At 45.7% G+C, this 21,883-nt stretch carries 18 protein-coding genes; 17 read left to right on the top strand and 1 reads right to left on the bottom strand.

The window, feature by feature from the left end; all coding sequences use genetic code 11:
- Window positions 1-83 precede the first annotated feature (83 nt).
- On the top strand, window positions 84-344 hold the full coding sequence (locus QFZ48_RS22315; protein WP_429063690.1) for a hypothetical protein: 261 nt from the start codon (window positions 84-86) through the stop codon (window positions 342-344).
- 46 nt (window positions 345-390) lie between these two features.
- A complete protein-coding gene (locus tag QFZ48_RS22320) occupies window positions 391-852 on the top strand; it encodes a hypothetical protein (protein ID WP_429063692.1) in 462 nt (153 codons plus the stop codon).
- 388 nt (window positions 853-1,240) lie between these two features.
- Here the strand turns inward: QFZ48_RS22320 and QFZ48_RS22325 are convergent, their stop codons facing one another.
- A complete protein-coding gene (locus QFZ48_RS22325) occupies window positions 1,241-2,194 on the bottom strand; it encodes a nitrilase family protein (RefSeq protein WP_429063694.1) in 954 nt (317 codons plus the stop codon).
- 120 nt (window positions 2,195-2,314) lie between these two features.
- Here QFZ48_RS22325 and QFZ48_RS22330 point away from each other — a divergent pair, with 120 nt between their 5' ends.
- From QFZ48_RS22330 to QFZ48_RS22400, 15 genes are all read left to right on the top strand, one after another.
- The gene (locus QFZ48_RS22330) at window positions 2,315-4,552 is read left to right on the top strand and encodes a helix-turn-helix domain-containing protein (protein WP_429049564.1); all 2,238 of its coding nucleotides are present in this window, start codon (window positions 2,315-2,317) and stop codon (window positions 4,550-4,552) included.
- Window positions 4,553-4,928: 376 nt separating this feature from the next.
- Window positions 4,929-5,684 carry a (Fe-S)-binding protein gene (locus QFZ48_RS22335; RefSeq protein ID WP_429049561.1) on the top strand — a complete coding sequence of 252 codons (756 nt, stop codon included), beginning with the start codon at window positions 4,929-4,931 and terminating at the stop codon, window positions 5,682-5,684.
- Window positions 5,665-7,041, top strand: a complete 1,377-nt coding sequence (locus QFZ48_RS22340) for a lactate utilization protein B (RefSeq protein WP_429063696.1) — start codon at window positions 5,665-5,667, stop codon at window positions 7,039-7,041. Before QFZ48_RS22335 ends, QFZ48_RS22340 begins: the two co-directional genes overlap by 20 nt.
- Complete coding sequence (locus tag QFZ48_RS22345) at window positions 7,038-7,610, top strand: LutC/YkgG family protein (RefSeq protein WP_429049557.1); 573 nt, start codon at window positions 7,038-7,040, stop codon at window positions 7,608-7,610. Before QFZ48_RS22340 ends, QFZ48_RS22345 begins: the two co-directional genes overlap by 4 nt.
- 983 nt (window positions 7,611-8,593) lie before the next feature.
- Complete coding sequence (locus QFZ48_RS22350; RefSeq protein ID WP_370907431.1) at window positions 8,594-10,381, top strand: polysaccharide biosynthesis protein; 1,788 nt, start codon at window positions 8,594-8,596, stop codon at window positions 10,379-10,381.
- Between the two features lie 133 nt (window positions 10,382-10,514).
- A complete protein-coding gene (locus tag QFZ48_RS22355) occupies window positions 10,515-11,273 on the top strand; it encodes a polysaccharide biosynthesis/export family protein (protein WP_370907430.1) in 759 nt (252 codons plus the stop codon).
- 3 nt (window positions 11,274-11,276) lie between these two features.
- Window positions 11,277-13,679, top strand: a complete 2,403-nt coding sequence (locus tag QFZ48_RS22360; protein ID WP_429049554.1) for a GumC family protein — start codon at window positions 11,277-11,279, stop codon at window positions 13,677-13,679.
- A 33-nt stretch (window positions 13,680-13,712) separates the two neighbouring features.
- The gene (locus QFZ48_RS22365; protein WP_429049552.1) at window positions 13,713-15,020 is read left to right on the top strand and encodes a nucleotide sugar dehydrogenase; all 1,308 of its coding nucleotides are present in this window, start codon (window positions 13,713-13,715) and stop codon (window positions 15,018-15,020) included.
- A gap of 104 nt (window positions 15,021-15,124) precedes the next feature.
- Window positions 15,125-15,256 carry an NAD-dependent epimerase/dehydratase family protein gene (locus tag QFZ48_RS22370; RefSeq protein ID WP_429063697.1) on the top strand — a complete coding sequence of 44 codons (132 nt, stop codon included), beginning with the start codon at window positions 15,125-15,127 and terminating at the stop codon, window positions 15,254-15,256.
- Entirely contained in the window at window positions 15,234-16,163 is a 930-nt protein-coding gene (locus QFZ48_RS22375; protein ID WP_429063698.1) for an NAD-dependent epimerase/dehydratase family protein, read from the top strand. Before QFZ48_RS22370 ends, QFZ48_RS22375 begins: the two co-directional genes overlap by 23 nt.
- A 213-nt stretch (window positions 16,164-16,376) precedes the next feature.
- On the top strand, window positions 16,377-17,825 hold the full coding sequence (locus QFZ48_RS22380) for a lipopolysaccharide biosynthesis protein (RefSeq protein ID WP_429063699.1): 1,449 nt from the start codon (window positions 16,377-16,379) through the stop codon (window positions 17,823-17,825).
- 49 nt (window positions 17,826-17,874) lie between these two features.
- Complete coding sequence (wzy, locus tag QFZ48_RS22385; RefSeq protein WP_429063701.1) at window positions 17,875-19,317, top strand: O-antigen polysaccharide polymerase Wzy; 1,443 nt, start codon at window positions 17,875-17,877, stop codon at window positions 19,315-19,317.
- Window positions 19,295-20,407 carry a glycosyltransferase gene (locus tag QFZ48_RS22390; RefSeq protein ID WP_429063703.1) on the top strand — a complete coding sequence of 371 codons (1,113 nt, stop codon included), beginning with the start codon at window positions 19,295-19,297 and terminating at the stop codon, window positions 20,405-20,407. The genes wzy and QFZ48_RS22390 overlap by 23 nt, the downstream gene beginning before the upstream one ends.
- The gene (locus QFZ48_RS22395; RefSeq protein WP_429049540.1) at window positions 20,394-20,987 is read left to right on the top strand and encodes an acyltransferase; all 594 of its coding nucleotides are present in this window, start codon (window positions 20,394-20,396) and stop codon (window positions 20,985-20,987) included. The genes QFZ48_RS22390 and QFZ48_RS22395 overlap by 14 nt, the downstream gene beginning before the upstream one ends.
- 1 nt (window position 20,988) lies before the next feature.
- Window positions 20,989-21,882, top strand: coding sequence for a glycosyltransferase family 2 protein (locus QFZ48_RS22400; protein ID WP_370907422.1), 894 nt, complete (start codon window positions 20,989-20,991; stop codon window positions 21,880-21,882).
- Window position 21,883: the final 1 nt, after the last annotated feature.

Consider the following 21,883-nt stretch of genomic DNA (forward strand, 5'->3'; position numbering starts at 1 on the left):
CACTCTTCTTTCAGTGTCCCACCAGCCAGCCTGTTTTCGTATTTTTAAGGAAACAATTTTTTAAAAAACAGGTGTATTAAACTATGGCAAAACAAACAGGCATCGTCCTTTTTACCGGTAAGCTGGAAAACCAGGTAGGTTACCGGAGAAATGGCAATTATTTTATCCGCGCAATGGCGCAAACAGTGCGGCAAACCAGCGCTACCAGGTGGTCTGCCCGGGAGTTTGGCATGGCCAGCCAAAAGGGAAGGCTGATCCGGCATGCCATCGCCCCGCTGCTGGATATGATACCGGACAACACCTGCGTAAACCGCCTCAAAAGCACTGATCAGGGCTGGGAATAACCGCCTGCAGGATCTCGCAGGGTTCCGGTTCAACAGGCACACCCCGGTGTCACAGTTTTTTTGCCGGCAACCGCAGCTAACGCCCGCAGGAAGCTGGGATATACCCCCACAGGAGCTGCTTTCCCAGGGAAGTGCCACACACCTCCATCTCTCCGCCATCGCTGTCCGCATCAGCTTTATACAACGGCGCATCATCAGCAGCCGTGCCAGTACCATCACCATCGACCTCCACAGGCCCTTCAACGGCGTAATACTGGATAACCACCTCCGGGGCAATGGCGCCCTGTTGCACGTTTTACAAATAATTACCTCCGAAGACGGGGCTATATTGGCGAACCGCCGCAGTTCGGCCGCCGATATCATGCAGGTGGTACCCGCGATAACCGCCAAACAAAAAATCGCCAAAACTCTTACTGCCAGTACAGTTCCTGATCAAGTCCACGTGAACTCCGCCTTTACTCCATGTCATCCCCATTCCCACCGTATTTCCCATCCCATCGCCACGTAATATCCCTGCTATAGCCATGTATATCCAATAATAGTCCCTTTCTCGCCGGAATAATCAAATCAGTGAAATCAGCGTAATAAGTTTAATCCTGCTCCAAGACAATTTAAAAGCGCCGAAGGCGCCCGGCAATCCGCGCCTCCGGGAAATAAAAAACCGCTCCACAAGGGAACGGTTCTCTTATACAAGAAGCTAAAAAACGGGTTATCTTAAAGCTTTGTAAACGGTGTAAATGAGTTGCAAAGATAACCGGTCAGCCGGATTTGTCGCTTTTATTTATGGCCGGTCAGCCAAAACCCGCAACCAATCGTGTTTTTTTATTTGTATGATAATTTAGTTTAAATTATCAAGTCCGGGGACCGCCGCTCCGGAACGCTTATCCGCCGCGCCTTCACGGTTTTTCCTGGAGCCATACTACTTTTTGCACCGGCGTATGCGCCGCCGCAATCACTTCTCCATACAAATCAGGACGGCGTGCCAGTCGATACCGGTACCCACCGGCTTCGGTCAGCTTATTTCGTGTAAGCGTAGCCGTTACTACATCATTGTCCAGTTTCCGGCATTCTGCTATCACATCACCAAACGGATCAATGATCATGGAACAGCCGTTTTTCAACTGGTCGTCGTCCATACCGATAGGATTGGAGAAAACAGCATACACCGCATTATCATACGCACGCGCCGGCAGCCACTTCATCAGCCAGGAGCGGCCCTTCATGCCGTCAAATTCCAATCGCAGCGAAGTAGGATCTTCCCGGCGTTTTTCCCACAGCGCCGGATCCACGAAACCCGCGCCGGGCCGCGTAGATGGCGTACACATAGTTACATGCGGCATGAAAATGATTTCTGCACCCAGCAGGGCCGTTGCGCGTACATTCTCTGTAATATTATTATCGTAACAAATCAATATGCTGCATTTCCATCCCTTCAGGTCAAAAATTACATATTCATTTCCCGGTTGTAAATGCGGATTGATAAACGGATGCAGCTTGCGGTACTTCGCCACCAGCCCGTTTTTATCTACACATACGTAGGCTTTGAACAGGTTGTCGTCCGCATCTTTCTCAAATAATCCCGCCAGCACGGCAATATTATTTTCAGCGGCAATATCCTGTAATACCTTGATAGACGGGCCATCAGGGATTATTTCCGCCAGCTCCAGCATCTGCTCCCGCGACAAACTCCTCGCAAAGGTATATCCTGTCACTGAACACTCGTGAAAGGCCACTGCATCTGCACCATCAGCGGCAGCCTGCCGCGATAACTCCCGGATAACCCCCAGGTTATACGCTTTATCATTACTCCTGTTTTCAAATTGCGCGGTAGCAATTTTCAGATCGTTCATATGAGAAAATTTTTTTGTTGGCAGAAAGTAAAACGAAGATACTTTACATTTGGTTACACGCAATATCTCCGCTATTTTCGCCGCTTTTTCTGTATATTCGCCCTTTCAATTTAACAGCAAATGCCCCAACCGGATAATACAAATACTATCTTTCACCTGGCGGCAGATTTCATAAACCACACACACCGCCATATCTTCCTTACCGGTAAAGCCGGTACAGGGAAAACTACGTTCCTGAAATACATCAAAGAACATACGCGTAAAAACACGGTAGTAGTAGCGCCTACAGGAGTAGCCGCTATTAACGCCGGTGGTGTTACCATGCACTCCTTTTTTCAGTTGCCCTTCGGACCCTTTATCCCCGGCACTAAAAGAGGATTTGGAATGGATGAAATCAGCAGTACAGATAAACACGGCCTGTTCCGCAATATTCGTTTTACCAACGATAAAAAAGTATTGCTGCAGGAAATGGAACTCCTCATCATCGATGAGGTAAGCATGGTGCGCTGCGATATGCTCGATGCTATCGATGTGATCCTCCGCCATTTCCGCAATAAACCACTGCTGCCTTTTGGCGGTGTGCAGGTATTGTTTATCGGGGATCTGTACCAGCTCCCGCCGGTAGTGCCCGACGCGGAATGGCGGATGCTCTCGGAATATTACAACAGCACCTTTTTCTTTGCGGCCAAAGTAATAGAACAGGCGCCGCCACTGTATATCGAACTGAAGAAAATTTACCGGCAGAATGAACAGCATTTTATTGATGTGCTGAACAGGATCCGCAATAATGAAGTGCTGCACGAAGACCTGCAGCTGCTCAATGAACATTATCAGCCGAATTTTACGGGACAGGATGAAGAATACATCGTACTCACCACCCATAACCGGAAGGCCGATGAAATCAATGCCAGGCGCCTGGCAGATATGCCCGGAAAAGTATATCGCTTTGAAGGAAAGATAGAAGGGGATTTCAGCGATAAGGCATTGCCCACGGAATTACTGCTGCAACTGAAAATAGGCGCGCAGGTAATGTTCCTCAAAAACGACCTGGCACAGCCACGCCGCTATTACAACGGCAAAATTGCCACCGTAAAGGAAATTAACGACGAAGAAATTGTACTGGTGCTGGCAGGCTCCCATGAAGAGCTTAAACTGGGAAAGGAAACCTGGCGCAACATCCGCTATTCCTATAACCAGGACGAGAACAGCATCGAGGAAGAAGAAATCGGCAGCTTCACCCAGTTCCCGATACGGCTGGCATGGGCCATCACCATCCACAAAAGCCAGGGACTTACCTTTGAACGCGCCATCATCGACGCGGGATACGCCTTTGCACCCGGACAGGTATACGTGGCGCTGAGCCGCTGTACTTCGCTGGACGGACTGGTACTGCATTCCCGCATCGGGCACGGCAGCATCAGAACAGACCGCCAGGTGATTGAATTCGCAGAAAAGGAAAACGAAGCCAATGAACTGGTAGTGCTGCTGGAAATGGAAAAGAAGAAGTTCCAGGCCACATCCCTGCTGCAGCTGTTCGACTGGTACCGTATGCAGGCCACCATCCGCAGCCACGCCGTATGGATCCAGGATAAAAAGATCCCCGACTTCGATGCCGCCATTAAACTCAGCCGCGCCATGTCTGCCAAAGTAGAACAGCAGCAGGAAGTAGCGGCCAGGTTTGTGACACAGCTGCATCAACTGCTGGACACCGCCGTGCAAACAGGCGAAATGGAACAGCTGAAGCAACGCGTAAATAAAGCCATCGGCTACTTTACCCAAAGCATTTATGAGGACCTCATCCAGCCTTTGCAGGCGCACATCGCTGATGTGAAGAAAGCAAAGTCGAAAAAATATCTCCTCCAGCTCATGGCCCTTGAAGCCGATTGCTGGAACAAGCTGCGTCACGTTTGGGAAGTATCCTACGCGGACCTGGATTTTACCACCGGCCTGAAAGACTACACCAAACTCAGAGACGCAGATGCTGCCGCCGCCGCACCTGCCGCCGCCGCAAAGGAAAAAGCCGCCAAAGGCAAAGTGGAAAAGGGCAGCAGCCGTCGCGGCACCCTGGAACTATACCTCGCCGGTAAATCTATCCCCGACATCGCCACCACACGCCAACTCGCTGTCAGCACCATTGAAAGCCACCTGGCCCAATGCGTGGAAGCCGGCGAAATGGACATCAACCGCTTTGTTACAGAAGGCACCATGCGCCTTATCCTCCGCCATATTGGCGAATTAGGCGCTACCGCCGCAGGCCCCATTAAGGAGCGGGTTGGCGATGCCGCCACCTTCGCTGAAATCCGCGTGGTCCAGTGGTACCTCAAAAAGAAACAGGAAGAACAGATTATGAACGACTAGGAGGTTGTCTTACTCAGGATTACGCTGATTACGCTGATTTTGCTGATTTATTTGATTTTACTTTTTGGGTTTTTAAATGATTATGGGAGATATAAGCGGATATTTTCGCTCATATCTCCCATAATCTTTAAAATCATTTAAAAATCCAAAAAGTAAAATCAAATAAATCAGCAAAATCAGCGTAATCCTGAGTAAGACAACCTCCGCACCGCGCCGAAGGCGCGCAACAGGACAGACCGGGTTGCCACTCTCCAAACACTGCTTTAATTTGTATCAGTGAAAAATAAGCCAGTAACCGGTAAAAAAGAGGGAGGATTACTGTCAAGTTGCCCGCTAAATTTGCAGGTCAGCAATGATCATTTAAATTACTTCACCCGTGAAAGTAGGATTATTTATACCATGTTATATTGACCAGTTCTACCCGCAGGTAGGTATTGCCACCCTGCAACTGCTGCAGAAGCTGGGTTGTGAAGTGGAATACCCGCAGGGGCAAACCTGCTGTGGCCAGCCAATGGCCAACTCAGGATACGAACATCTTACACACCAGTGCAATAGCCTGTTCATAAAAAATTTTGCTGACTACGACTACATTGTAGGCCCCTCCGGCAGTTGTGTGTTACATATCAAAGATCATCTGCACGATCCGGCAGCAGAAACAGCTGCTACACATATCCGTGAACGGATCTACGAACTCACCGAATTCCTGACGGATGTACTCAAAGTGGAAAACCTGCCGGCACGTTTCCCCTGTAAGGTAGGACTGCACCAGAGCTGCCACGGGCAGCGCGGCCTCGCCCTTGCCCAGATGAGTGAGCTGGTGGCGGCGCCTTTCTCCAAACCGGAAAAGCTGCTGCGTATGGTGGAAGGAGTGGAGCTGGTACCGCTCGACAGGCAGGATGAATGCTGCGGCTTTGGCGGCACCTTCTGTGTGACCGAAGAAGCAGTATCTGTAAAAATGGGTAAAGATCGTGTAGCCGATCACGTTAAACATGGCGCAGAGGTGATCACCGGAACAGATGTGAGTTGCCTCATGCACATGGAAGGTATCTTACGCCGGCAGCATGCAGGCGTAAAAGTGATGCATATTGCAGAAATTCTCAATCAGAATATCCATGAACAGGCAAACAGCTGATCACGCCACGCTGGCAGACAAGTTCAACGAGAATGAGTCGCGGGTCGACTGGCACGACAAAACCCTCTGGTGGGTACGCGCCAAAAGGGATAAGATGGCCTGGACCATCCCGGAATGGGAACAGCTGCGGGAAGCCGCTTCCCGCATTAAGCTGAACGCCCTGGGCAACCTGCATGATTATCTCGTACAGTTTGAACAACAGGCCATACAAAATGGCGCCACCGTTCACTGGGCCGCGGATGCAGCAGAGCATAACCGGATCGTGACAGACATATTAAAGAAACATGGGGTACACCACCTCGTGAAAAGTAAGTCCATGCTCACGGAAGAATGCCACCTGAATCCCCATCTCATCGCCAATGGCATCGATGTAATTGATACCGATCTGGGCGAACGGATTGTGCAACTCGCCAAAGAGCCGCCCAGTCATATTGTACTGCCCTGTATCCATAAAAAGAAAGAAGAGATAGGAGAGCTGTTCCACGAACACCTGGGAACGCCCGCCGGGAATGCCGACCCGCAGTTTCTCACCGCTGCCGCCAGGCAACACCTGCGCAAGGAGTTCCTGCAGGCCAAAGCGGCTATCACCGGCGTGAACTTCGCGGTAGCGGAAACCGGTGAAATGGTGGTGTGCACCAACGAAGGCAACGCCGATATGGGCGCCCACCTGGCCGATGTGCATATTGCCTGTATGGGCATCGAAAAAATAATCCCGCAACGTAAGCACCTGGGCGTATTCCTGCGTTTACTGGCGCGCAGCGCCACCGGGCAGCCCATTACCACCTATTCCAGTCATTTCAGAAAGCCCCGGCCTGACCAGGAGCTGCATATTGTATTGGTGGATAATGGCCGTTCCAGGCAGTTGGGCAGGGAAGACTTCCGCAATTCATTGAAATGTATCCGTTGTGGCGCCTGCATGAATACCTGCCCCGTATATCGCCGCAGTGGCGGGCATAGTTATCATACCGCTGTAGCAGGGCCTATTGGCGCTATCCTGGCGCCTAACCTGGATATGAAGGATTATGCCGACCTGCCCTTTGCATCAACGCTGTGCGGCTCCTGCTCTAATGTATGCCCCGTGAAAATAGATATTCATCAGCAATTGTATAAGTGGCGGCAGGTATTGGTAAAAGAGGGGTATACTACGGCCGCAAAAACAGCCAGTATGAAGGCTATGAGCGGTGTATTATCCACTCCCCGTGTTTACCGGACAGCGGGCAAAATGGGACGCTGGGTAATGCGTGCATTCCCCGGTATGGTGAATAACCGTTTAAACCCCTGGTATAAACAAAGGGAAATGCCTGCGCCGCCGGCGCAATCATTCTCCCAGTGGTATGAAAAAAATAAAAAGTCATGAGCAGCAGGGACCAGATATTAGCCGCCGTTAAGCAAAATCAGCCGGAGGCATCCGTATTACCTTCCCTGGAAGGGTTATCCGGCAATATGCCCGGTACGCTGGAAGCTTACCGCAAAGTACTGGAAGGATTAGGCGGCAGTTTGTTTGAGATAAAAGATGAAAGTGAGATACCGGCATTACTGGCGGAGCATTATCCGCATCTGCAACGTATTATCGTGGTAGGCAGTGAACAACGTGCATGGATACACGAAGATCCGCATTTGCTGGAGGATGTGGATATGGCGGTTGTGCCCGGTCAGTGGGGGGTAGCGGAGAATGGCGCCATATGGCTTACAGAGGCGGAAATACCGGTAAGGGTGCTGCCGTTTATATGTCAGCACCTGGCAATTGTACTGCCTGCGGATAAGCTACTTCCTACTATGCATGAAGCTTATGAAAAGATAGGCGCTCCGCAAACGGGTTTCGGGGTATTTATTGCGGGTCCTTCCAAAACCGCTGATATCGAGCAATCGCTGGTACTGGGCGCGCATGGAGCGAAAAGCCTGGTCGTATTTATTACAACAGCATAATATCTTTTACGTATACACAAGTACGTTACACTTTGTGGAAACGGCCTCACCAGTAACCGGTGAGGCCGTTTCTGTAGTGAAATCTTCTGGATGGGAATGCTAAAATTATCTACAGAATATTTTCGTTATTTTTCAATAATTGAAGCAGTATAATAAATACTTCACTAACTTTAGGCCGGGAAATTAAATAGATCCCCCGAAGTTGGTATGGTGTTTGTTCAATTGCGTGCGTTGCAAGAATCGATAGCGCAGTGATTTTTTAACCATAGTATATTATAGCCATATTTTTTAGTAGCTGCGTTAACCAGAAAAAAAGAAAGACCATGTTTCATCTACTTAACACTTTAGAGCGGCATCAGAACACGTCGTTACAGCAAAAGATCCAGGTGCATCACCACCAATGTAGCATCACGGGAGAAATCTCTTTAATAGTATGCAAAATGGACAGCATGATTGGCTGATCCGCATTTTTCGTTTAACCGACGGAGTTATTTGCCGTTATGTGCCAACTGATCAGTGTTTGAGCAAATAGTCCATAGGAAAAAATGGTTGTCATAACCGCTTTGTTAGAGTGGTCGGGGAATGCGTGTGTTGTTGATCTTTCAGAAGAGTAGCAGCTGGAAATTTTTTTCAACAGTTTACTTTTTCATAACAGAACTTTTCACTTTTAGTACTTATCTTGCGCTAACTTTGAAAACCGAAAGAAAGATCGTAATCGTTTAATTCTCCGTCCTGTATTTTAACTAAGCGCCTCTATGAAAACCTTGAAACTTGCGCGACCTTAGTTGAACAGGCGAGCTTATATTTAATAACCATATCTTATTATTGAACCTATGGTGCGTAATTCATCATGGATTACCCCGTCGTGGCTAATCTTGCTATTAGACCTGGGGTGCTCTGTCATCGCAATCAATTTAGCATTTCTTCTCAGGCTGAACTTTGATGCTGAGTTATATGCAGCATTTCCTCTGGGAAAAATCGGAATGCTTGTTTTAGGTGTAAACCTTTTCCTCTCCTTATTTTTGCGTACTTATCGCGGTATTGTAAGATTTACAAGCCTCACGGATATTGGCCGCATAGCAGGATTGAATATTGTGAGTTGCCTCATCCTTTTCACTATTGGCTATAGTCATGTGATGGATCAGCAACAGAACCTCTTTCCCATTTCAGTAATCCTGATTAATTTCTTTATCAGCTCCTTCTGTTTATTATCTTATCGCCTGCTGGTAAAGTGGACGTTTAAATACTACAACAATTTCAGGAGCCAAAGCCGGACGCGCGCCGCTATTTATTATACCGGGCATACCAGTCTTATGCTGCGCAAAGCCATCAGCGACAACCCTGAATCGGATGTGAGGATAACGGCGTTTCTGGCCGATACTAATGCCCATGCTGGTAAATCAATTGAAGGGCTGCCAGTGTATGCTTCCCGTAAGGGACAACTCTTTAAGATGGTAAAAGAGGGCAAAATTTCGTTGTTGCTCATTCCTGATGATCACCTGGATGCAGCGCATCTGAATGAACTCGTAGAAGAATGTATTGCATTGAATATAAGAGTGCAAAAAATTATTCCCGTGAGTCAGTGGACAGAAGGTTCTAACAATAACAGTATTCAATTGAAAGACATCAACATTGAAGATCTGCTTGATAGATCTGTTATCAGCATCAAAAATCAACAGCTCAGCAAAGAGCTGAAAGGTAAAAGCATTTTGGTAACGGGGGCTGCCGGTTCTATTGGCAGTGAGATAGTAAGACAACTGGTGAGTTATGAACCCTCTGTGATTGTGTTGTGCGATAAGGCGGAATCCCCGCTCCATGAGCTGGAGCTGGAAATGTCAGAAAAAGCAGTGAGCGTACCCATCATCCCATTCATCGGAGATGTATGTGATAAGGTGCGTATGCAACAACTGTTTGAAATTTACGCTCCTTCCATTGTGTATCACGCAGCAGCATATAAACATGTTCCAATGATGGAAAAAAATCCATCCGTGGCAGTGATGAACAATGTACTGGGAACAAAAATTGTGGCGGAGTTATCAGTAGAGTATGGTGCAGAGAAATTTGTAATGGTATCTACCGATAAGGCGGTGAACCCTACTAATGTAATGGGAGCTTCCAAAAGAATTGCGGAAATCTTCTCCCAATCCTTTAATAATCACCTGAACGAAAAATACCAGAAACTGGGCCCGGTGTACGGCACGCCACCAACACGTTTTATCACTACGCGTTTTGGTAATGTACTTGGTTCCAATGGATCTGTAATTCCACGATTTAAACAACAACTGGAAAAAGGCGGGCCGCTGACGGTTACGCATCCCGATATCACCCGGTATTTCATGACCATACCAGAGGCATGTCAACTGGTGCTGGAAGCGGGAGCAATGGGACAAGGCGGGGAAATATTTGTATTTGATATGGGCAAGCCCATGAAGATTGCAGAACTGGCCCGGAAAATGATCTGTATGACAGGTAAGGAGCCCGGAAAGGATATCCAGATCGTATACACCGGCTTACGTCCCGGGGAAAAGCTCTACGAGGAACTATTGAACAATGCAGAAAATACATTGCCTACTTACCACGAAAAGATCATGATCGCCAAAGTAAGGGCATCTGATTTTACAGAGGTAAATGAGCAGATCAATCAGTTGATAGCTACAGCCAAAGAGCACTACCTGACGCCCACTGTTGCAAGGATGAAGGCGCTGGTACCAGAGTTCATCAGTAAAAACTCTGCTTACGAAGAATTAGATAAGGGAAAAATAACTACCTGATTCATCAGGGAATAATACCAAAACATATTTTTAATTAGTCTGTCTTAAAATGAGTATAATCTATCAGGGTAAACATTCAGCCCGACGTGTTCCAGCTCTGGCTGTATTGTTATTGAGTGTATTTAGCTTTTGTGTGAGTTCCTGTTCCGGACCTAAAAATATTACCTACTTCAGGGATGTTCCGGATTCTGTAAAGCGACAACTGGTAGATATGGCGGCTTATTCCATGCCCCTCATCCAGACAGATGATATTTTGCAGGTAACTATTCAAACACTGGACCCGGCTGCCTCCACATTGCTTAACCAGCAGAACACCGCACAGTGGCCGGTGGTAGGAACCGGAAGCGCTGCAGGGCTTTCCAATGCAGGTCCGGGAGTAAGCGGATATGTAGTAGATAAGGATGGATACATTACGTTGCCACTGGTAGGCAGGATCCTGGCAAAGGATAAAACAACAGACAGTGTAAGGAATGAAATAACAGGTAAAGTAAGCACCTACTATAAAGATCCGGTAGTAAATGTACGCTTCGCAAATTTTAAAGTAACCGTACTGGGGGAAGTAGCCAGGCCATCGTCCTATGTAATGCCCAATGAAAAGGTAACGATCATGGATGCAATAGGTATAGCCGGCGATCTGACCATTTATGGCAAGAGGGAAAATGTGTTGCTGATCAGGGAAACCAACGGGAAGAAAGAGTTTATACGTTTTAATCTCAATGACAGTAAGCTATTTACTTCTCCCTACCTGTTTCTGCACCAGGGAGATATTGTATATGTGGAACCAAACAAGGCTAAATCAGCCTCCACAGATATGGCACAGGTAAAACGTATTTCAATTTTAGCATCTGTACTTTCCTTGTTGATAGTAATTGCGACCAGGGTTAATTTTTAGAAAATGAGAGAAACATTTTATACTAACGGGAACGGGAAAATGCCTCCCAATGGGTTTATGCCCTCAGAGGAGCCAAAGGAAAACGGTTTCGAACTGAGGCAAATTGTGGATTGGGTGTGGCACTATTGGTACTGGTTTCTCATCAGTACCCTGGTTTGTGTGTTCGGCGCCTACCTGTACCTGAGATATGCCACACCAACTTATAAAATAAGTGCGAAGATTCTCGTAAGAGACGATCAGAAGGGGCCCAGCATCCCGGGAGGAGAAATCCTGGAGCAACTGGAAATATTTGACAGCAAAAGTAATGTGGATAATGAAGCTGAAATCCTCAAATCCCGCAGCCTGATGGAACGGGTGGTAAAGGATATGCAGCTGAATGTTGAATATTATGTGGAAGGAAGGGTAAAGAAAAGCGAACAATTCAATAATGTTCCCTTTGCATTTCATTGGATCACACTCCGGGACACGCTTAACAAAGAAGTAAATTATTCGCTGATCCCAGAATCTGAAACCGCTTTCCGGATCACAAGGGAAGATGGCCAGGCAAGGAAACTGAAATGGAACGATACTTTACATACCCGGGAAGGAATCTTACAGGTAACAAGAATGGCGTCTGTACCGCTGAATGAAGATGCATACCTGGTTAAAATCCGTTCGGTAGACAAAACAGTGGCCGATTACCAGAAGGTATTAAATGTGAGTGTGGCCAATAAGCAGGTAAGCACAGTAGATCTCAGTATTACCAGCTCCGTTCCCGGTAAAGGAGAAAAGATCCTGGATAAACTGATTGACGTATACCTGCATAACAGCGTGGAAGACAAAAACAGGATAGTAGACAGTACGATTGCTTTTGTGGATAACCGTCTGTCGGTGGTAAGCCGCGAGCTAAGCGGGGTGGAGAAAGATATCCAGGAATTTAAACAAACGAATGAACTGGCAGATCTGACGGAACAATCCAAATTATTATTCTCCAATACCAATGATTTTGCCAAGCAACTGATAGATCAGCAGGTACGCCTGAATATAATAGAATCCCTGAACCAGTATGTGCAGGACGACAAGAACAATAAACGTATTGTACCTTCTGCCCTGGTAATGGAAGATCCTACTTTTGCCTCACTGGTAGAAAAATATAACAACCTGCAGCTGGAAAGGGAGCGGATGTTGCTGTCGAGTACCGAATCAAACCCGATGATCCGTAATATAGATCAGCAATTAAGCGGATTGCGGACAGATCTGAGCAGCAACCTGTCGTCCTTTAAACGTAATGTGGAGGTAAGTATCCGGGAGCTGAAGAGGAACGCAGATGCCGCCAACCAGCAGATCCGCCAGGTGCCGGCAAAGGAAAGAGTATTCCTGGATTACTCCAGGCAACAGGCGCTGAAGCAGGAACTGTACCTGTTTCTGCTGAAGAAACGCGAGGAATCGGCTATTTCAAAGGCATCCAACCTGGCCATTGCCCAGGTAGTAGACCCCGCGAAGAGCGACGCCTTGCCGTTTTCACCGAAAAAGCTCCTTATATTTGCGCTGGGTTTAATATTAGGCGCCGGTCTTCCTGCCTTGATATTATACCTGAAAGAAATGCTCAGCAGGCGTATCCGCTCCAGGGGAGATATTACCAATAATACACCGGTGCCTATCTTATCAGAGATCGGACACAGTGATAAACACGAAGCTGTGATCAGTAACAATACAAGAACCCCGCTGGCGGAACAGTTCCGGGCGTTACGCACTAACCTGCAGTTTGTATTGTCCGGCGCCAACGACAAAGTGATCCTGCTTACCTCCAGTATGAGTGGCGAAGGCAAGTCCTTTGTTGCCACCAACCTGGCAACTATGCTGGCCCTCTCCGGCAAAAAAGTGGTCCTGATGGAAATGGATCTGAGAAAACCCAAAATATCCACCATGCTGGGACTCAGTAACCATGCAGGATTCAGCACTTATGCTATCGGAAAATCACTGATGGATGTTATTATCCAGCCATCAGGGTTACATGAAGGCCTTTATGTTATACCTTCCGGCCCGATTCCCCCAAATCCCGCAGAATTAATGCTGCTGGATAAAACAGAATCGCTTTTCAGGGAGCTGAAAGAAAACTTTGACTATATTGTTGTTGATACCGCCCCGATAGGTATGGTAACTGATGCCCAGTTGCTGGCCAAATGGGCAGATGCCACCCTCTACCTGGTCCGGCAGGGCTATACTTTCAAAGATCAGCTCCAGATCAGCAGGGAATTATATCTTCATAGAAAAATGCCTAAACTTAATCTCATTATCAATGACGTTAAAAGCGGCAGCACCTATGGTTATGGCTATGGATACGGGTATGGCTATGGCTACGGATATGAGGAAGAAAACAAAAAAGGCATCTTTAAAAGAATAGGAAAATCTATTTCACGAAGCTAATAAACAAGGACATAAACAGTAATTAAATTGGATATGAACAATAATGCTCCATCCGTAAAGGATGCCAGGATAGCCCTAATAGGACTAGGTTACGTAGGATTACCACTGGCGGTTGAATTTTCAAAGAAGTACAAAACTATAGGCTTCGATATCAACAGCAGCCGGGTAAAGGAACTCAACGAAGGAACAGACAGAACACTGGAAGTTACCTCAGCAGATCTGAAAAATGTACTTACTGCAGACAACAATGCTCCGGCCGGACTTTACTGTTCCAGTACCCTGGAGGATATCCGCAGCTGCAATTATTATATCATAACAGTACCCACCCCGGTAGATAAATATAACAGACCGGATCTCACCCCCTTGTATAAAGCAAGTGAAACTGTGGGTAAGGTGCTGAAGAAAGGAGATATCGTAGTGTATGAGTCCACCGTATATCCAGGGGTAACGGAAGATGAATGTGTTCCGGTGCTGGAAAAAGTATCCGGACTTAAATTCAACGTTGACTTTTTTGCAGGATACTCACCTGAACGTATCAATCCCGGAGATAAAGAACATACGGTTGCTAAAATAAAGAAAGTTACTTCAGGCTCAACCCCTGAAATAGCAGATAAGGTAGACCAGCTATATAACTCCGTTATCACTGCCGGTACGCATAAAGCTACCTGTATTAAAGTAGCGGAAGCAGCCAAGGTAATCGAAAATGCACAGCGCGATATCAACATCGCATTTGTAAATGAACTTGCAAAAATATTTAACCGTTTAGGCATCGATACCGACGATGTACTGAAAGCTGCCGGTACCAAATGGAACTTCCTGAACTTCAAGCCCGGATTGGTAGGCGGCCACTGTATCGGTGTGGATCCTTACTATCTGGCGCAAAAGGCACAGGAAGTAGGTTACCATCCGGAAATTATCCTGGCTGGCCGTCGCCTGAACGACGGAATGGGAGAATATGTGGCGCATGAAGTGGTAAAACTGATGGTAAAGAAAGACATCGCTGTCAGAAATTCCAACATCCTTGTACTCGGTATTACCTTCAAGGAAAACTGCCCGGATGTTCGCAACACAAAAGTGGTTGATATCCTGCATACACTTAAAGGCTACGATACCAATATCACCATTTACGATCCGTGGGCAAACCCGGCAGAAGTGGCACATGAATACGGATGGGAGTCTGTTACAGAACTGAAAAATTTACAACAATTTGATGCGGTGATCCTTGCTGTATCCCATGACGATTTCAAAACACTGGATCTGGGTAAGCTCTGTAAGGAAAATAAAGTGATCTATGATGTGAAAGGGGTATTGAATGTAAACAGCATTGATGCCAGATTGTAATAACCGTCAATGGCGGTTCGGCAATTGCCTGCCGCCATTGTACATACATTGTATTCATCAGGCAGGAATTTTATCATTAAAGCAGAAAAGATAGTATTTACGAGATGATCAGTAATAGTAAAATATTAGTAACAGGGGGAGCAGGCTTTATCGGGTCCAATCTGATTGACCAGCTACTGGCGCAGAACAACACCGTGATCTGTTTGGACAACTTTGCTACCGGGGAAAAAAACTAACCTGGAACCTGCACAGCAACAGCCCGGTTTTACACTCCTGGAGGGCGATATCCGCGATTATGAAACCTGCGTAAAAGCAGCGGAAGGTTGTGAATTCGTTTTTCACCAGGCAGCCCTGGGCTCTGTACCCCGTTCTATCATTGATCCCATGACTACCACAGATGTAAATATCGGTGGTTTTGTAAAAGTGCTCCATGCAGCAAAGGAAGCGGGTGTTAAACGGGTGGTATATGCCGCCAGTTCCTCTACTTATGGTGATCATCCTGATTTACCAAAAGTGGAACATAAAATTGGAAATGCACTGTCGCCCTATGCCATCACAAAATATGTAGATGAGTTATTTGCAAAAAATTTCTCCGATATCTATGGTATTGAAACAATAGGTTTGCGGTACTTCAATGTATTCGGCAGAAGACAAGACCCCAACGGGGCCTATGCCGCAGTGATACCCAAGTTTGTTTCGTCCCTGATCAACGGGGAGCAGATCGTTATCAATGGCGATGGTTCCTATTCAAGGGATTTTACTTACATAGATAACGTGATACAGGCGAACCTGCTGGCCGCCGCTAAACCATCTGCGGCATTGAAACAGGATCTGGCGCGGTATTACGAAGGGATAGGCGAATCATATACCGCTGGTAAAGCAATATCAGAAGTGTTTAATGTAGCATTTGGCGAAAGAACCACTTTACTGGAGCTGGCACAGATTTTAAAAGATAACCTGTCTGCTTTTGACCCGGCTATCAGCCAGGCGGAGTTTAAACACGGAGGTAACAGGAACGGGGATATCCCTCATTCGCTGGCTTCTATAAACAAGGCAGGAACAGTTCTTGGATACCGTCCGGAATTTTCTGTGCGCGATGGACTGAAACTGGCTTGTAACTGGTACTGGGACAGCCGTCAGTAAGAAGAAGTATAATATTATTGTATAACCATATTTTTGAGTAATAGGAGAACCAGGAAGATTATCAGTTTTTGCGCTTCCTGATTCATTCTGTTGATACCATGTCTTTATTGAAACCATCACCGCCACTTCTCCCGGAGTGTGCCGGTGATGCGGTACACCAACAGAAATCCTTTCCATATTTTAAGTAAAAACTACGTACCGTATTCTTTTTTAATGACAGCACTTAGATATAAAGTACTTACAGGTACTTTTTGGTCAATGTTCGGACAAGTTGCTTACGTAGGAGTGATGTTGATTACCAACATCATTATGTCCAGGATATTATCCCCTTATGAATTCGGGCAGGTGGGTATTGTGATGTTCTTTATCGTGATCGCAAATGTGCTCACGGAAAGCGGATTAAGCGGCGCGCTGGTAAGAAAAAGTGATGCCAGTGAAACAGATTTTTCAACGGTATTCATCTTTAATCTTGTTGTAAGCATAGCGCTTTGCTTATTGCTGATCCTGTTTGCAGGAACCATTGCTGCTTTTTATAAAGATCCGTCATTGAAACGCATATTAATGGTACTGAGCACTGTACTGGTTATTAATGCGTTTCAAATGGTACAGAACGCAAAACTGGTTAAAGAGCTTTCCTTCAAAAGGAAATCAGTTTTCAATTTTGTTGCCATTGCACTGGCTTCGGTCATAGGTATTATTGCAGCATGGAAAGGGGCCGGTGTATGGGCTATGGTGTTAATCCAGATCCTTTCTTCCCTCTTCCTGACCATACTGTTATGGTACTATGAAGGACCGGTACGCAAATGGATCTTTAGCAGGGCGTCGTTTAAGGATTTATATGCTTATGGCGTAAATACCACGCTGGCATCTATTCTCAACACTGCCTTTGATAATATTTACCAGATAATAATAGGAAAGTATTTTTCAATTATGCAGGTCGGATTATATTACCAGGCAAAAAAATTACAGGATGTTCCCGGTAACGTGTTAAACTTAACCATACAGGGAGCCCTGTTTTCTTCTTTATCACAATTACAAAATGATAAGGAACAGTTTTCCCGTGCCTATAATAAAATTATTCTGTTGTTTACCGTGCTCATGGGATTAATAACATCAGTTACCTTCCTTTTTTCAAAGGAAATAATTGTATTCCTGTTTGGCGCTAAATGGTCAGACTCTACTTATTTCATCCAGATGCTGACACTGGGCTCCTTCTTTTTTCTCCAGGAAACCATGAACCGGAATATTTTCAAGGTATTTAACAGAACCAGGACCATACTGCATCTTGAACTTGTTAAAAAGGCGATACTCTGCGTCAGCCTTGTGATAGGAGTATTTTACAGGGACCTGCATATCATGCTCGTGGGTTTTGTTATTACATCAGCTATCAGTTACCTGATCAACTTCTACTATTCCCGTAAAATACTTGGAAGTGTTTCCGCGTATGAGCTGATAGTAGTGGCAAAGATCATTGTGATAGCTGCTTTTAATACACTCGCCTGGGGCCTGCTGTTTAACTACATAAATCTGAAAGGACCGCTGTTGTTGCTTTTAACACCGGTGTTTGCGGCTACTTACTTTGTGCTGCTCCGTGTTTTCAGGGTGTCCGATATTGTAAAAGAGGGTAAACAGGTATTGACGATATACAAAACAAAAAAATAACAGCAATGGCTATAGGTATTTATTTGGATAATCATAAAGATTGTAATAAATGATTGTTGAAATCATCCTGTTACTGGTATCAATTGTTATATACATGTTTGCACCCGGTGTGTATTCATACAACTATTGCGTGCTTACATTCGTCGTATTCCTGGTTTCATCGCTTTGGGTGATCCGGAAACGGTCTAATGGAAATTATTTCAATTTTCATGTGCTGTTCCTGATCAGCTACTTTTTTGTGAATTTTGTGTACCCGGTCTTTTTATTTCCTGTAGATAAGTATTATTTCCCTGTATTTAATTACGATTTTAACGAGAACCTGATCTCTAAATCTACCGCGCTCGCTATGCTGGGATCAAGCGCCTATACACTTGGCGCGGCCATGTTGAGAATAAAATCAGATTATACGTTTGAAGCGAACTACCGCCCAATGCAGTTTGCCCGGTTTACCGGGATTCTGAAGCTGCTCACATATGCCTTTTTTGGTTTGTTCCTGGCTTTTGTGGGGCGCGACTTTTTCTCCGGTATCTTCAACTCCGGCACCTCCAGTTCCAATTATTTCCTCATCGGGTTTCAGTCACTGGTCGCACTAACAGTAACAGTGGTTTGTTATACCGGCTATTACAGGTCTTCCGAAAAGATGACCTTCTGGAAATTCGTTGGGCAGTTCGATAAGGTTTTTTTAGGATTTATGTTCCTGTTTATATTGTTGTTCTTTTTTATCGGCGACAGGGGACCTGCGTTGCAGGTATTCCTGATCCTGGTAACGCTGTATGCCGTGTACGTAAAAAAAGTGAAGCTAAAAGTATTCCTGCTCGGAGCTTCTCTTGGCATGTTCCTCATGCTGTTTATTTCTTCTGCCCGCGTAACCAGAACATCCGGTTTTAACGACAGCAACTCCATCGGGGGATTTCTTGAGCGGGGTTCGAGCAATATGAAATTCAACTCCATTTTTGATTTGGGAATGGACCTGACGATGAACAACAGGAACCTGTATGTAGCGGTGGATTATGCCGACAAGAACGGCATCAACTACGGCAAAACCATGATCACCCAGGTAGTAGGGATCGTGCCTGGTTTACAACCTGTTGTATTGTCAGTGCTTGGGATGACGGAAGACGAGATGTCTTCAGGAAGGATTATCAATAAACTTACCATCGGCGACGATGCCACCTGGGGGGTAGGAACCAACCTGATAGGGGATATTTACCTGTCGTTTGGCGTGCTGGGAGTGGTGGCATTCATGTTGTTTTTCGGATATATACATACAAGATTTCAGCAGAAGATGCTTTATTCACAGGATATTAATTATGTGATCGCTTATGTGATCTCCATGTCGTTCGCGATTTATTATCCAAGAGCATCCTATTTCTCTGCGTTCCGTAATATTTTATGGCCCATTATTTTGCTGGCCATCATCAGGTTCATGACCTATAAGCGTCAAAGGACAACAACAAAATTGATATTCCATGAAGATATTAGTTATCAATAGTAACGCGATGTTTGAAGATAGTAAGGGGCTATATATCTATAAGGAAACAGGAAAATTTCTGAATGAACTGAATCATGTTTTCCAGATAGAGAACTTTCATTATAAGCGTCCTTTCAACGGGAATGACGCTATGGCCAATTACAATCTGAAAGAAACGCAAATACAGTTAACGGCATTAAAGATCAGGAAAAGTAAGGTGCTGTCTTATGTAGTGGCTTATACCACCGGTTTAAAACGGTTAATGAGCAATGATTTCCTTTATCTGTTTTATCCCAACAGTTTCTTTTTACTGGGATTTGCAGCAGTGATACTAAGAAAACCTTTTGGCTTGTATGTGAGAGGAGAGAAGGGGATCAGCAGCTGGCCATCCACTTTTTTATTTAAACGTGCGGCTTTTATAGCTACCGTGTCTCCGCGGTTTACCAACAATACAAAGCCGTTCTGCGACCAGTCATATACCATCAAACCCATGATGGGGTTTGGGGCCGGGGATATCGTAACGGACAGGACTTATGAAGCAAAGCCGGTACTGCGTTTTCTGTTTATAGGAAGGGTGGAGCGCGACAAAGGTATTTACGAGCTGATAGAAGCGTTCGATAAACTGCTTGAAAGCGGCATCACCAATTTTGTAGTGGACGTGGCAGGGGAAGGAGCCGATATGGAGGCCGTAAAGCAAATGCTGCAAGGCAGCGTGCTGGCTGACAAGGTAATCCTGCATGGCCCAGTATATGATAAAGACCGTATCCGGGACTTTTACCTGCAGGCAGATGTATTCCTGCTGCCCACGCATCATGAAGGATTTCCGAGGGTACTCTATGAAGCGATGATCTTTGGTACGCCTATCATTACCACGTTTGTAGGGAGTATTTCGTACGTGATGAAAGACCAGGAGAACTGTTATGAAATACAGCCTAAAAACGGCGCAGATCTGTATGCGAAGATGTTGCCCTTTTTTAATAATTATAAAAAACACGCACAGGTGGCGGTAAACGGCACCGCTACCATAAAAAGATATCTGGAAGAGAATAGCAAATCCCACCTGGATATTGTTTTGGACGAAGTAAAAATGATTAGTAATGGCAAGGCTTAGCGGTTTTTGGAATAACAGGATAAGTGGCGTGGGAGGACTGGTAATGCTGGTGGCCTCCCGCTGTGTTGAGCAGTTCAAAGATAAGCTGGGTGGCGCCCTGGTACAAAAGAACCTGGGCAGCGTTGGAAAAGGAGTTACTATTCTCAGGGGATTCAAATACAGAAATCCCGGCAATATTTCCCTGGGAAACAATGTAACAATAGGTATGAATGTCATCTTCTCCTCAGAAATACCTGCAGGAAAAATCAGGCTGGATGATCATGTGGTGATTGGCCGGAATTGCAGGATCGATTTTAGCGGGGACATACATATAGGAGAAGGTACTTTATTATCGGAAGGCGTTATCATCCAATCTCATGATCATGGATTGGATCCCAGAAGTAAGCCAGAGGGGAAGAAACTGGTGATCGGGAAAAATGTATGGGTGGGACTGAATGCCATGATCCTGTCGAATGTTTATGAAATAGGAGATAATGTAGTGATTGCCGCCGGCGCTATCGTAACAAAACCCGTTCCCGGCAATAGCATTGTGGGGGGGGCGCCGGCTAAATTAATCAAACATAAAACAGCAGTTGAATAGTATGGTGAATCAGGCGAAAATAAGTGTAATCATTCCGTTTTATACGAATGTTGACTGGCTGGCTCAGGCGATTGACAGTGTATTGGCCCAAACTTATCCGCATTATGAAATACTGGTCATTAATGATGGATCACCGGAAGATGATACCTACTTTTTGATGCAGTATGAAACTAAGATCAAATACATAAAAACAAAGAATGCAGGCCCTGCCAGCGCCAGGAACCTGGGCATAGAAATGGCAGAGGGAGAATATATCGCATTCCTGGATTCAGATGATCTTTGGATGCCGGAGAAACTGGAAGTGCAGCTTAATGCCATGATTGCGGAGAACGCAGTATGGTCGCATACCAGCTATACATCATTCTATGATGGCAGTGAAGCCGATTATAAACTGGTAGACATTTCTGACTTCAGTGGCGAAGTATTTAAGAGGGGTTTACTTTCTACGCCCATTGCCACTCCTTGTGTGATGATCCGGGCAAAATACCTGAAAGAGAACCCCGCATGCAGATTTTCAAATGTTATGAGACACGGACAGGACTGGTATTTGTGGATCATGATGGCCAGATTGTTTCCGTTGCTGGCTATTCCTGCATCTCTTACCAGGGTGCGGCTGAGAGGCGCCAATGCGGCGCTGCGGGCAAGGGTACAGATAAAGTCCAAGGCGCAGCTCTGGACGCTCTTTAATAATAACAACGCTATTAAACCGGAATTGCAAACGCTGAAGCCGGGCGTAAGGTTCAGTTATAAATTTTGTAAGGCCGGCAGCTCGCTGATTGATTTTACAGAGAAATATTTTATTAAGAACAGGAAAACACTGGAATTTATGTCAAAGGTAGTTTACCTGACGCCCTATTTGATTTTAAAAATGTATTCATTAAACTATAAGAACTGAT

The organism is Chitinophaga sp. W2I13 (genome assembly GCF_050434005.1).
Taxonomy (GTDB): domain Bacteria; phylum Bacteroidota; class Bacteroidia; order Chitinophagales; family Chitinophagaceae; genus Chitinophaga.

Coding starts and splice junctions, on each gene's coding strand:
- QFZ48_RS22390 (WP_429063703.1), top strand. CDS start 19,295: ATGAAGATATTAGTTATCAATAGTAACGCGATGTTTGAAGATAGTAAG.
- QFZ48_RS22400 (WP_370907422.1), top strand. CDS start 20,989: ATGGTGAATCAGGCGAAAATAAGTGTAATCATTCCGTTTTATACGAAT.
- QFZ48_RS22345 (WP_429049557.1), top strand. CDS start 7,038: ATGAGCAGCAGGGACCAGATATTAGCCGCCGTTAAGCAAAATCAGCCG.
- QFZ48_RS22325 (WP_429063694.1), bottom strand. CDS start 2,194: ATGAACGATCTGAAAATTGCTACCGCGCAATTTGAAAACAGGAGTAAT.
- QFZ48_RS22315 (WP_429063690.1), top strand. CDS start 84: ATGGCAAAACAAACAGGCATCGTCCTTTTTACCGGTAAGCTGGAAAAC.
- QFZ48_RS22395 (WP_429049540.1), top strand. CDS start 20,394: ATGGCAAGGCTTAGCGGTTTTTGGAATAACAGGATAAGTGGCGTGGGA.
- QFZ48_RS22365 (WP_429049552.1), top strand. CDS start 13,713: ATGAACAATAATGCTCCATCCGTAAAGGATGCCAGGATAGCCCTAATA.
- QFZ48_RS22350 (WP_370907431.1), top strand. CDS start 8,594: ATGCTTGTTTTAGGTGTAAACCTTTTCCTCTCCTTATTTTTGCGTACT.
- QFZ48_RS22330 (WP_429049564.1), top strand. CDS start 2,315: ATGCCCCAACCGGATAATACAAATACTATCTTTCACCTGGCGGCAGAT.
- QFZ48_RS22360 (WP_429049554.1), top strand. CDS start 11,277: ATGAGAGAAACATTTTATACTAACGGGAACGGGAAAATGCCTCCCAAT.
- QFZ48_RS22340 (WP_429063696.1), top strand. CDS start 5,665: ATGAACAGGCAAACAGCTGATCACGCCACGCTGGCAGACAAGTTCAAC.
- QFZ48_RS22380 (WP_429063699.1), top strand. CDS start 16,377: ATGACAGCACTTAGATATAAAGTACTTACAGGTACTTTTTGGTCAATG.
- QFZ48_RS22370 (WP_429063697.1), top strand. CDS start 15,125: ATGATCAGTAATAGTAAAATATTAGTAACAGGGGGAGCAGGCTTTATC.
- wzy (WP_429063701.1), top strand. CDS start 17,875: ATGATTGTTGAAATCATCCTGTTACTGGTATCAATTGTTATATACATG.